Raw genomic sequence first — 11,571 nt, forward strand, 5'->3', positions numbered from 1 at the left:
CCCCTTCCGTTGCACGCCTGCAGCAATGCCCGTCTACACTCGACTTCAGACCACCTGAGTGCGAGGCTGCCATGTCCCTGAAGCCGGCCATTCTGTTGCTGATCCTGATTCTGTGGAACACAACGGCCGGCGCCCTGACCCTGACAGATGAGGAGAAAACCTGGCTGGCTGCCCACCCGCAGCTCAACCTGGGCGTAGACGCCTCTTGGCCACCGTTCGAGTTTCGCGACCAGGAGGGCCGTTACCAGGGATTGGCCGCCGACTACATCGCCATGATCCAGCAGCGCCTGGGTGTGACGTTCAAACCGGTCGAACCCAGCAGCTGGACCGAGGTGCTGGCGCAGGCGCGGGAAAGCCGTATCGACCTGCTGCCCGGCATCATGTCCACCCCGGAACGCCAGGGCTTCCTGGCCTTCACTCGCCCGTACCTCGACTTCCCCATTGTCATCCTCGCGCACAAAGGCGGCGCACAACCGCGAAAGCTGGCTGACCTGTACGGCCTGAAAATCGCCGTGGTAGAAAACTACGCCCCGCACGAGTTGCTGCGCACCCACCACCCGGACCTCAACCTGGTTGCCCTGCCAAACGTCAGCTCCACGCTGCAAGCCCTGGCCACCGACCAGGTGGATGCCGTGGTCGGCGACCTCGCTTCCAGTATCTGGAGCCTGCGCCAACTCAAGCTCGAAGGCCTCTACGTCAGCGGCGAAACGCCCTACCGTTATCAGCTGGCGATGGCCGTCCCCCGCGACAAGAGCGTGCTGGTCGGCATTCTCGATAAAGTGATGGCCGACATGAGCAGCAGCGAAATCAGCCAGATCCAGCAGCACTGGGTAGGCAATGTGGTCGACCAGCGGATGTTCTGGTCCGACATGCTGGTGTATGGCCTGCCAGCGGTGCTGTTGCTGATGGCTGTACTGGCAGCGGTCATTCGCATCAACCGCCGGCTCAGCTCGGAAATTTCCCGGCGCATCGCCCTGGAGCAAGAGCTGCGCAGCAGCGAATACCACTATCGCGGCCTAGTCGAGAGCCTGTCAGCCATCGCCTGGGAAGCCGATGCCAACGACTTCACCTACAGCTACGTTTCCCCCCATGCCGAGGACCTGCTCGGCTACCCATTGAGTGACTGGCTCAGGCCCGGTTTCTGGCGCAGCATCCTGCACCCGGAGGACGCGCTCTGGGCCCAGGCCTACTGCGACAGCGAGACCGCAGCGGGGCGGGACCACAGCCTGGACTACCGGGTGATCCGGGCTGATGGCCAGCCCCTCTGGGTACGCAACATCGTCAGCATGATCGAACACGGCCACCAGCCCGTGATGCGCGGGCTGATGATCGACATCAGCGAAACCAAGCGCACTGAGGACGCCCTGCGCCTGTCCGAACAGAAGTTCGCCTCGGTATTCCAGCAGTGCCCCGATATCTTGCTGATCGCGCGCCACAGCGATGGCTGCCTGCTGGAGGTGAACGAGGCGTTTGAAGAGCAGATCGGCCTGCCGCCAGACCAGGTCATTGGCCGCTCCGCCACCGACCTTGGCCTTTGGGGCGTAGAGGGCAGTGGCCCGCTCCTGCTTGAAAGGTTGCACCAAGGTGGTATCCGCAACCTGGAAATGAGCTTCCGCCGCAGCAACGGCCAACTGTTCACCGGCCTGACTTCGGCCGAAACCTTCGAACTGGACGGCACGCCCGCGCTGGTTGTGGCAGTACGCGACATCAGCCAGCTGAAGGAGACCCAGCAGCAGCTGCAAACTTCAGAAGAAAAGTTCGCAAAGGCCTTCCACGCCTCGCCCGACGGCCTGCTGCTGTCGCGCCAGAGCGACGGGTTGCTGCTGGAGGTGAACGAGGGCTTCTGCCGCCTCACCGGCTACGCCCTCAACCCAACCATCGACCAGACCTCGCTGGACCTGGGCATCTGGGTCGACCTCAACGAGCGCAAACGCCTGGTCGACCAGCTCAACCGCGACGGCTTCGTGCGCGACTTCACCTGCCATATCCGCCGCAGCGACGGGCAGATCCGCCTTTGCGAGCTGTCCGCCCGGCCCCTGCCGATTACCGGCGTTGACTGCATGCTGACCATCGCCCGCGACATCACCGAGCGTCACCTGATGCAAGAAAAGCTGCAACTGGCCGCCACCGTGTTCGAGAACACTGCCGAAGGCGTGCTGATCACCGACATTGACCAGCGCATCAGTGCCGTCAACCGCGCCTTCAGTGAAATCACCGGCTACAGCGAGATTGAAGCCCTCGGCCAGACCCCGCGCCTGCTCGCCTCTGGCCAGCACGACAGCGCTTTCTATCTGGCCATGTGGCACCAGCTTACCGACGAGGGCCACTGGCAGGGCGAAATCTACAACAAGCGCAAGAACGGCGAACTTTACCCAAGCTGGCTGACCATCAGTGCCGTGCGCAACAGCGACCGCGAGATCACTCACTTCGTGGCGGTTTTTGCAGACATCTCCAGCATCAAGCACGCCCAGGCCAAACTCGACTATCAGGCCCACCACGACCCGCTGACCGGCCTGCCCAACCGCACCTTGTTCGAAAACCGGCTGCAGGGCGTACTCACCTGCGCGCAGGTCTCCAACCGCCAGGGCGCAGTGCTGTTCCTGGACCTCGACCGCTTCAAGCACATCAACGACAGCCTTGGCCACCCGGTCGGCGACCTGCTGCTCAAGGGCATCGCCCAGCGCCTGAAAGAGCAGGTACGCGACGTTGACACCGTAGCCCGCCTGGGTGGCGACGAATTCATCATTCTGCTGCCCGGCCTGCACAAGCCCAGTGACGCCAGCACTATCGCCAACAAGCTACTGGCCTGCTTCAACGCACCGTTCCAGGCCGGCGAGCACGAGTTTTTCACCAGCGCCAGCATCGGCATCAGTCTTTACCCACAGGATGGCACCGACGTCTCCACACTGATCCGCAACGCCGACGCCGCCATGTACCGCTCCAAGGCCAAAGGCCGTAACCGCGTCGAAGCCTACACCCGCGACCTCACCGCCCAGGCCAGCGAGCGCATCGCCCTGGAGCATGAACTGCGCCGGGCCGTCGAACGCAACGAAATGAGCCTGTGCTTCCAGCCCAAGCTCAGCCTGAAGACCCAGAGCCTGGTGGGTGCCGAAGCGCTGATCCGCTGGAGCCACCCGACCTTTGGTGAGGTACCGCCGGAACACTTCATCCACCTGGCGGAAGAGAACGGCACCATCCTGCAGCTCGGCGACTGGGTACTGGAGCAAGCCTGCCGGCAGATGCAGGCCTGGAAGCAGCACTACGAACCCTTCGGCCCGCTGTCGATCAACCTTGCCGGCGCCCAGCTGCGCCACCCACACCTGGCACGGCGCATCGAACAACTGCTCAAGCACCATCAGCTGAAGGCCGGTGACCTGCAGTTGGAAATCACCGAAAACTTCATCATGAGCCAGGCAGAAGAGGCCCTGGCCGTGCTGTACCAACTGAAGAAACTCGGCGTACAGCTAGCCATCGATGACTTCGGCACCGGCTATTCCTCGCTCAGCTACCTCAAGCGCCTGCCGCTGGACATCCTCAAGATCGACAAGTCGTTCATCCGCGGCCTGCCCGACGACCCACACGACGCCGCCATCGCCCGGGCGATCATTGCCTTGGGCCGCAGCATGCAGTTGACCATCATTGCCGAAGGCGTGGAAAACCAGGCCCAGCAGCGTTTTCTGGCGGCCGAGGGCTGCGAGCAGATCCAGGGCTACATCGTCAGCCTCCCGCTACCACCAGAGGAATTCGCAGCCGCGTTTCTTCGCATAGCACTATCGGATCTTTCAGATGGCACAGGTGCGAAACCCTCGTTATAATCCGCCCACTTACTGAGGGCCTATAGCTCAGTTGGTTAGAGCAGAGGACTCATAATCCTTTGGTCCACGGTTCGAGTCCGTGTGGGCCCACCATCTTGAAAGCCGCGCATTGCGCGGCTTTCGTCGTTTTAAGCATCCAGTTTTAAGACGTCTCAGGACCTGCAAACGTCCACAAAACGTCCACTACAGGCTGAGCAGCCACGTTTCAACTCGATTTGCCTCCTCCTCAACCAGCAGCATTTTCCCTCGTGCCCCCTCACTATTGGCCTGGGCAACAAGCAGCGTCGCCCCGTTGTCCCGTCGGTCGAACTGCAAAGCGACTACATAATTCGCGTTGACCACGGTTTCCTTGCCGGCGTGATCGGTTATGCGTAGAAACTTACTCATTGCGTATTTTTCCCGTTTGATAAATTGGCTAATGGATTCAACTTCACCACCTCCGCCAGGTGTCCTGGGCTGAAATGGGCGTACTTCTGCGTCATGGCCAACGTAGCGTGACCAAGTACCCGCTGCAGAGTAAGGATGTCGCCGCCATTCATCATGTAGTGGCTGGCGAAGGTATGTCGAAGAACGTGCGTCAATTGACCATCTGGTAGCGCCAGGTCAATTTCTTTCACCACATCACCAAATCTGGAATAGCTAGGTTTGAAGGGCAGCGTAGCGTTTAGGCGCTTCTCCAGTTCGTCGGAGATCGGAACCGAGCGATTTTTACTCGACTTCGTCTTGCTGTAATGGACCAAGCCGTGGCGCACCTGGCGAGGCTGCAATGACTCTGCCTCGCCCCAGCGTGCTCCGGTAGCCAGACATACTTCAGCGATCAGCCGTGCATCTGCAGTCTCGTCACCCAGCCCACACAGCAACTCCGGGATCTGCTCGACGCTTAAATATGCCATTTCAGCTTCGTCGAACTTCAGCTTACGGATCTTCGACAATGGGTTCGCTGCACTCCACTCGCCCAAGCGCTCCAATTCGTTAAACACAGCCCGCAGGTAGGCCAACTCATGGTTCAACATGTTGGCACTTATAGGTTTCGGATTTTCATCAGTCTTGCTACGACCACGCCCAGGATTAGCTCTCGTGTGCTTACCCTCAGCCCTTTCAGCTCTGTAGATGGCAAAGTGGTTCGCAGTGAACTTATGGGCTTTCGGATCGCCCATGCGTTCCGCCATGGCCTGCAATAGAGCCAATCGCTGCCCACCCGTCTTCAAGGTCTGGCCATGCAGCTTGTACCAGAGATCAATCAACTGGCTTAGGCGACGCTCGTCCAGCTTGGGAGTTTTCTCGAACTCGCCTCGGGAACCATCACCCATGATGCGACGCTCGACGTGCATGGCCTCTTGCTTCGTCTTGACCAACCGGCGGATACGAGGTCCGGCCCGTCCCTCGGGGCGGCAGTCAACAAGCCACTGTCCATCGTCCTGTTTCTTGATAGACATAGGGACTACCGAGCACTCAGCTCAAACAGTTGCCGGAACGTGGCCATCTCACCGGTAGAGGTATCCGTGACTTTCCCCTGGATGCGATCAACCCTGAAGGTACGCGGCTCCCGTCGCATGTGGCAGTAGCCCTTGAAATAGGTACTGCTGTTCCCACGCCCCTTTGAGACGACCCGTTGAACAGTGACCTCACGATCTGAATCACCGGTGTCTGAGCTTTGGTAGGCAAATCTAATCTGACGCTGCCCCTGCCACAGAACCTGCCCGCCATCCGTCACGTCATCATTTTCTAAGACCGACGAAACGTCGCTTGGCGAGCTATAACGGGACGAGCCTGGCGACTGCACCTCCCCTTCGCGGTGAACCGCCAGAGCCTCCTTAAACCACCCCATCAAAACCATCACGGCTAGCACTGCCGCTGCAACCCATGCCCATCCAGCCCAATCGAAGTACCACAGCATCATCAGGTCAATGATTGCTACACCGAGCATCGGCTTTGCGAACGACGGATATTCCTTGCTCATAGAACGTTCCTTGTAGATGCCTCAGTTCGGGCTGACTTGGCCGCCTTCTGGTGCCGTATCACCGGTCATAAGCCACAGCGTGTATTTCTTGAAGCGTGGGTGGTTGGAGATTTTGATCAACGCCGGTGCCCCCAGCTCGATGATGCCGGCCTCGTACTTGCGGAAGGTGCTTTCGCTGAACTCAAGCACCTCGCAGAACTCACGTTGCGTCAGCCCTTCAGCTTTTCGGATTGCTTTCAGCTTGGTTGGAAAATCCATCGCGTCCTCTTGACTTGTTCCTTGCACGGAACAACAATGTTCCTCGCAAGGAACATTTAGCCCCAATATTTGCCAAGAGGTTAACAGAATGCAGATCACCATCGACACGCCCTACGTCACTGTCGGCGAGTACGCCAAGCGCTCTGGTCAGTCTGATTCAGCGATCCGCCGTGAGATCGAGTTGGGCCGGTATGTCATCCGTCCCAAAGTCGAGGGCTCTAAATCCGCCGTGCTGATCAACATGGTCCACCTCGCAATGGAAGCAGCTGAGCAAGCGGAACGCCTTCGCGACGCAGCCAAGTATTAAGGATTTGGCATGAACGCACGGATCACACCGGAACACTTCGACCGGATCTACCTCGAGGACGTCATTCCGGCGCTCGAGCGCGATCCAGAGCTGGGTTTCCAGGCCAAGGACGAGACGAAGGAATACCTGAACAAGGGCGTGTGCCCGAGTTGCGGTAAGCGCTCAGTGTTCGTCAAGAAAGAGAAGCCCTACCAGCTCAAGTGCAACAGGCTGAACAACTGCGGCTATGAGGAACGCACCCGCGACCGCTACCAGCACTTGTTCGAAAACCTGAGCGAGCGCTTTCCGTCGACGGCGGAAAATCCCAACGCGACTGCAGACGCATACCTGGGCCGGGCCCGCGGCTTCGACATCAGCAAGCTGCAGGGCTGGTATACCCAGGGGCGTCGGCAGATGAAGCCATCCGGCAATTGGGCTGACACTGTCCGTTTCTCGCTCTGCGACGGCTACTGGGAGCGCATCATCGACGCCCGAGCCATCGCCGGTAACGAGGACCAGAAGGCCGGCATCAAGGCAGGCATGAAGTACACCAACTCCGGATGGGTGCCGCCTGGGCAGACGATCGAGAAGCACGATCGGGTGTACATCGTCGAAGGGATTTTCCACGCTATCGCTCTCCACCTGGCCGGCTTCAAGGCAATCGCCGCGATCAGCTGCGTGAACTTCCCTTGGGACATCGTCGAGGCCAATGAGGGCAAGATGGTCACCTGGGTAGTCGCCCTGGACGACGACAAGGCAGGTCGCACCTACATCCCTAAGTACCTCAAGCAACTGCGTTCGATGAAAGAAATCGGGTGGGTTGCACTGGCCGGCAAGCTGGACTGGGACGACGTCTATCGCGACGGCAAGCTTGACCAGGTCTTCATCGATGACGCCTGTTACCGGGGGCGCCTGTTCACCGCTGAGAGTGCGCGCAAACTGGCCTACCTGGTGTACCTGCGCCGACCCGCTGGTTTCTACCTGATCGAGTTCAAGAACCAGTTGTTCTCTGTCCGGGTCAACCAGGCCGAGCTGACTAAGGCTCTGGACGACCAGAAACTGGAAGGCAACCGCGACATCTTCTACGGCGCGTCACGGGTCGAGCAGGTGTCCAACTGTGTACCGGACCTGGACTACCTGGAGAAGGACGTCATCACCGGCGAGCAGCGCTATCACTTCAGCTTTGCCTTCCCGGACCAAAGCCGCAACTGCCAGGCAGCGCTTTCGTCCGGATCGATCGCTGATCCTCGAGGCTTCGTGAAGGGCATGCTCGACTTCACGCCTGGCGGTAACTTCGAAGGCGGTGCACGTGAGCTGGCCTGGCTCAAAGCCAAGTGGCTGAATGACGAGTACCGACCTGTTCGCACGGTGCGTAGCCTTCCGTTCCTGGGCTACGACGAGGAGACGGGCACCTACTGCTTCCCAGACTTCGGTTTCCAGGGCGGACGCGAGCTGCAGGTGAACAGCCACGGCTTCATCGAGGTGAAGGGCCGGGGCATCAAAACTGCGCTGGCCACCGTCAAGTTCGAGCGTGGCGAAGATTTCGATCCGTCCTGGTTCCGCGATTTCGTGGACGTCACCGGCATGAACGGCCTTGGCGCACTGGCGTGGTGGACCGCTTCGCTCTTTGTGCAGCAGATCGCCAGCCAGCAAGCGTCATTCGGCTTCCTTGAGCTGAGTGGTGAACCAGGATCTGGTAAATCCATGTTGCTCCGCCTGCTCTGGCGCCTGCTCGGCCGGGAAAATACCGAGGGCATCAAGCCAAGCGGATCGGGGGCAAGTGCTGTCGGCCTGCTCCGCTCGTTCGCCGAGGTCAGCAACCTGCCGCTGGTACTGATCGAGTCCGATCGGACTTACATCGATGCTCAGGGGCGCACGGTCACCATCCAGTTCACTTGGGATGACGTGAAACCGATGTTCGACTACCACGCCCAGCTGCGTGTGACAGGTGCGAAGACCACCGGCAACGAGAAGCGCGTGGACCTCTGGCGTGGCGCGCTGGCCATCGCACAGAACGCGAGTGTTACCGGCGACGAGGCGACTCTGTCCCGGATCGTCCACTTCCACTTCACGAAAGATGGCCACAGCCTCGCTCTGAAGCCGAAGGCCGAACGCCTCAAGGCTCTGCGAGCCAAGCAGCTGGGCGGCTACCTCCGTCGCTGCCTGTCCAATGAAAAGGTGTGGTTGGATCGCTACTTCGAAGCCTTTGCTCGCTACGAGAACAAGCTGATGGAAAACCCAGCCATCACCGAAATGCGCATCTACCAATCACACGCCCAGGTAATGGCAGCGGCCTATGCCACACAGATGTTCTTCCCTGACTGGAGCAGCTACGACCTGGAGCAGCTCGCCGCCCATGTCGAATCCCGGGCCATCGATCGGCAGCAGCGGTGCAAGTCGGAAGACCCAACCGCCGCGAAGTTCTGGCAGATCTACCACTACCTGAACGAGGACGTTGTGACGACGATCGACGGCGACGGTGAGCGTGAGGAGATCCGGGAAACGCTGAACCACAGCGTCGACAAAGAGCTGATCGCCATCAACATCGAACACTTCCAGCAGCGCTGCAGGATGGCCGGCCAGGAGGTCATTCCCGACGTCCAGCTGCGCCGCGCCCTTTACAGCAGCACCACGCACAAATTCATCGAGATTCGCAAAGCCCGTTCCCGCATCGAGAAACGGTCCCTGAACCTCTGGTTCTTCAGCAAACGTGGAGGGGCCTAAAACGTATGGCATCAACCTGGTGAGGGGGTAATCCATGGAGGTAGAGGGATTTGTGCGAAGTCCCCTCTTCTATCTGGAATATCCGGAACATCAGTAAATAAATAATAAAAATATCAATAAATACAGGTAGTTGAGAGACCAAAACCTGTTCCGGCAGTACCAGAACTTACCAGAACAGACCGGAACAAATTCCGTTCCACCATGTTCCGGCAATGTTCCGGCCTTGACCTTTGGGTCAAATACCGCTGCAGCCCAGTAACCACGCGGCCTACAGCAAACTTTAGTGAAAACCATGTTCCGGCATGTTCCGGTAGTACCGGAACATCTTTGCAAGGCTGGAGGCCACGTAAATCAGGGGCTCCAGATTTTCGCTCCACAGATGTTCCGGACATTCCGGACAAAACGGGGGGCACCACACATTTGTTCCGCCACATGGCGGTTTTAGGAGAAGCAATGGAAATGAACAACGGGCTTCGCACCATGGCGTCAGCACTGGCAGCCATCCAGGCTCACCAGGCGCAGATGCCAGCCATCCGCATCGCTGGCACTCAAGCTCTCAATCGATTGGTTCCGATCGCCTTACGTGACAGCGGGCAGAGCCGTGTTCTGGGCCGCTTTCTGCTGAGCGTTTACAACGGCGAAGACTTCCCCTTTGTCATGAGCGACCTGCGCAGCCTGGACCTGCCGCTGTTCGAGGACTGCCTGAAGGTGCTGATGATGGATTACACGCCCGACCTGGAGGTGCATGAGCGGATCGCGAATGGCAGCCAGATCTGGCAGCGCCTGATCGAGCAGTGGGCACCGGAGACGTTGGAATGAATGTGCTCTACACCATCGATGGTCAGGCTGGCTCGATGCTGATGCCCGCGACCTATCTGCTGGTCGCTCGGCCAGAGGACTTGGCCGAGCTGGTGACAAGCGACTTCTGGCGCAATCACCAGACCCCACCCGAGTGCTGCGTAGTGCATCTGCACAGCGTGGACAACACGGACCTGGGGAGCTTTGAGGTTCGAAGTGTGACGCGCCCGGTGTTCACGGCCAAGGCCATGAACTAGGGCTGAAAGGACGGTGCCAAGGAGTTGCAGCTCCCTGGCACCAACCACCACTAGGAGGAGAAGCGCATGCAAGCACCCAACCCAAGCAGTAGCGGCGTGAAGGCTATCACAACGCCCCGCCACCTGCAGGCTACCGCCATCGTCGGCGGGGCTCTGATCGGTTTCCTGGTTAGCAAAACACCGGAGGCCCGATCGCAACTGGAAAACGTGACCGACATGGCCTGCCGCCTGGGCGATCTGAGCGCCCAGGACACCGCCATCGTTCGCCAGCTACTCGCACAACATCCACGTACCGCATTCAACTGAGGGAAAGGCCATGCAACAGCAATACACCACCACCAACTCCCGCACTGCCGATAAGTTCGTCATCCGCCTGCCAGACGGGCTGCGCGCCGACATCGCTGTGCTGGCAGAAGACAACGACCGCAGCATGAACTCGGAAATCGTCAATCGACTGAAACGGTCGATCATCCAGGACCAGGTGAGCGAGGAACAAACCAAGCTGATAGGCATGCTGCTGCAGCGCATCGGTGAACTGGAGGCGCAATTACAGCCTGAAGCGGAGGCCGCGTGATGTTAATAGATGGACGTCTGGTAGCCCTATGTGAACGAGATGTGGGGCTGGCCAGGCAGCAACTGGAACTCACCTCTGAGTGGCTCATGGTGGAGCTTACACAGCGCCTCTACCACGAAACAGGTAATGGCACGGTGATAATCCCGCTCCCTCCCGAAATTTTTGTGGCCGCATTCGAAAACGCTTTCGGCGATCGAAAATACGGCGTCGTAAGAATGGCCCCACTTATTTAGAGAAAATAAAAATTATGGGCGCCACGGCGCCCATAGTTATACTTATAAAAAGGATATCCAAATAATACCAATTTAATACCAAACAAAAGCTACTGATAACCTCTCAATTTCTTCAGGAAAATCGCACGCTTAAAACTCTTGACGCCACAGTACAAGGCTTACAGAATATTAGCCATGTGCCATCATGCAAACGGAGTTACACCATGACACACCCAGCACCTTGCCTTTGGGAATTGGCTGAAAAACTAGAGAGCAATGGAAACTTACTTGCTCTCATAACAGAATTGCCCACCACTCAGCTCTCAGAACGTGGGAAAATTGGCTTGGTACAACTATCGACCAAAGTCATGAAAGACTTTCAGAAAATAGAAAGTCAGTTTAGAGATTACCGCGCATCGATAGCACCGAGCTGCTGAAAAATTTCCTGCTGACGTGCCCTGGGCAAAGCCCGCAATTGATCGAACACCAGACGATCCATCATCTGAGCGGAGGGCGTCAGGGTATGCGAGAAAGTCAGATGTGCAACCCAACGGTGTCCACAATCTAGACATGTGCAGTAGAGGGAGGAGAATTCCTTAGAGATATCATTTCTCGATGAAATTCGGCCTTTCCCGTTACATTCCTTGCAGTAAACTCGCATATGCCCTCCCCAGGGTTCCGTTTAAG

General features: G+C 58.5%; 12 protein-coding genes and 1 tRNA gene. 8 read left to right on the top strand and 5 right to left on the bottom strand.

Annotated features, from left to right (window positions below; translation table 11 throughout):
• Window positions 1-71 precede the first annotated feature (71 nt).
• On the top strand, window positions 72-3,815 hold the full coding sequence (locus J3A98_RS22210) for a bifunctional diguanylate cyclase/phosphodiesterase (RefSeq protein ID WP_209968407.1): 3,744 nt from the start codon (window positions 72-74) through the stop codon (window positions 3,813-3,815).
• Between the two features lie 16 nt (window positions 3,816-3,831).
• Window positions 3,832-3,908: transfer RNA gene (locus J3A98_RS22215), tRNA-Ile, on the top strand.
• Window positions 3,909-3,998: 90 nt separating this feature from the next.
• On the opposite strand, the gene J3A98_RS22220 is transcribed toward J3A98_RS22215, so the two are convergent.
• Genes J3A98_RS22220 through J3A98_RS22235 form a run of 4 tightly spaced genes read right to left on the bottom strand, consistent with a single transcriptional unit; the run spans window position 3,999 to window position 6,033 of the window.
• Window positions 3,999-4,202: a hypothetical protein gene (locus J3A98_RS22220; RefSeq protein ID WP_209968411.1), complete on the bottom strand. Its 204-nt coding sequence runs from the start codon at window positions 4,200-4,202 to the stop codon at window positions 3,999-4,001.
• Window positions 4,199-5,251, bottom strand: a complete 1,053-nt coding sequence (locus tag J3A98_RS22225) for a tyrosine-type recombinase/integrase (protein WP_209968414.1) — start codon at window positions 5,249-5,251, stop codon at window positions 4,199-4,201. The genes J3A98_RS22220 and J3A98_RS22225 overlap by 4 nt, the downstream gene beginning before the upstream one ends.
• Before the next feature lie 5 nt (window positions 5,252-5,256).
• Window positions 5,257-5,775, bottom strand: a complete 519-nt coding sequence (locus J3A98_RS22230; RefSeq protein ID WP_209968417.1) for a WYL domain-containing protein — start codon at window positions 5,773-5,775, stop codon at window positions 5,257-5,259.
• A 21-nt stretch (window positions 5,776-5,796) separates the two neighbouring features.
• Window positions 5,797-6,033: a helix-turn-helix transcriptional regulator gene (locus J3A98_RS22235; protein ID WP_209968419.1), complete on the bottom strand. Its 237-nt coding sequence runs from the start codon at window positions 6,031-6,033 to the stop codon at window positions 5,797-5,799.
• An 88-nt stretch (window positions 6,034-6,121) separates the two neighbouring features.
• Between J3A98_RS22235 and J3A98_RS22240 the strand changes: the two genes are divergently transcribed.
• The 6 genes from J3A98_RS22240 to J3A98_RS22265 all read left to right on the top strand — a co-directional run bounded on the left by J3A98_RS22240 (window position 6,122) and on the right by J3A98_RS22265 (window position 10,672).
• The gene (locus tag J3A98_RS22240) at window positions 6,122-6,340 is read left to right on the top strand and encodes a hypothetical protein (protein WP_209968424.1); all 219 of its coding nucleotides are present in this window, start codon (window positions 6,122-6,124) and stop codon (window positions 6,338-6,340) included.
• A gap of 9 nt (window positions 6,341-6,349) precedes the next feature.
• Window positions 6,350-9,043 carry a toprim domain-containing protein gene (locus J3A98_RS22245; RefSeq protein ID WP_209968427.1) on the top strand — a complete coding sequence of 898 codons (2,694 nt, stop codon included), beginning with the start codon at window positions 6,350-6,352 and terminating at the stop codon, window positions 9,041-9,043.
• Window positions 9,044-9,496: 453 nt separating this feature from the next.
• Window positions 9,497-9,862, top strand: a complete 366-nt coding sequence (locus J3A98_RS22250; RefSeq protein ID WP_245354975.1) for a hypothetical protein — start codon at window positions 9,497-9,499, stop codon at window positions 9,860-9,862.
• Window positions 9,859-10,098 carry a hypothetical protein gene (locus J3A98_RS22255; RefSeq protein ID WP_054830754.1) on the top strand — a complete coding sequence of 80 codons (240 nt, stop codon included), beginning with the start codon at window positions 9,859-9,861 and terminating at the stop codon, window positions 10,096-10,098. The genes J3A98_RS22250 and J3A98_RS22255 overlap by 4 nt, the downstream gene beginning before the upstream one ends.
• 66 nt (window positions 10,099-10,164) lie before the next feature.
• Window positions 10,165-10,404: a hypothetical protein gene (locus tag J3A98_RS22260; protein ID WP_209968432.1), complete on the top strand. Its 240-nt coding sequence runs from the start codon at window positions 10,165-10,167 to the stop codon at window positions 10,402-10,404.
• 10 nt (window positions 10,405-10,414) lie between these two features.
• On the top strand, window positions 10,415-10,672 hold the full coding sequence (locus J3A98_RS22265; protein WP_209968436.1) for an Arc family DNA-binding protein: 258 nt from the start codon (window positions 10,415-10,417) through the stop codon (window positions 10,670-10,672).
• 618 nt (window positions 10,673-11,290) lie between these two features.
• Here the strand turns inward: J3A98_RS22265 and J3A98_RS22270 are convergent.
• Entirely contained in the window at window positions 11,291-11,545 is a 255-nt protein-coding gene (locus tag J3A98_RS22270) for an ogr/Delta-like zinc finger family protein (protein WP_209968440.1), read from the bottom strand.
• Window positions 11,546-11,571: the final 26 nt, after the last annotated feature.

It is taken from the genome of Pseudomonas sp. BP6 (assembly GCF_017875935.1).
Taxonomy (GTDB): domain Bacteria; phylum Pseudomonadota; class Gammaproteobacteria; order Pseudomonadales; family Pseudomonadaceae; genus Aquipseudomonas; species Aquipseudomonas putida_Y.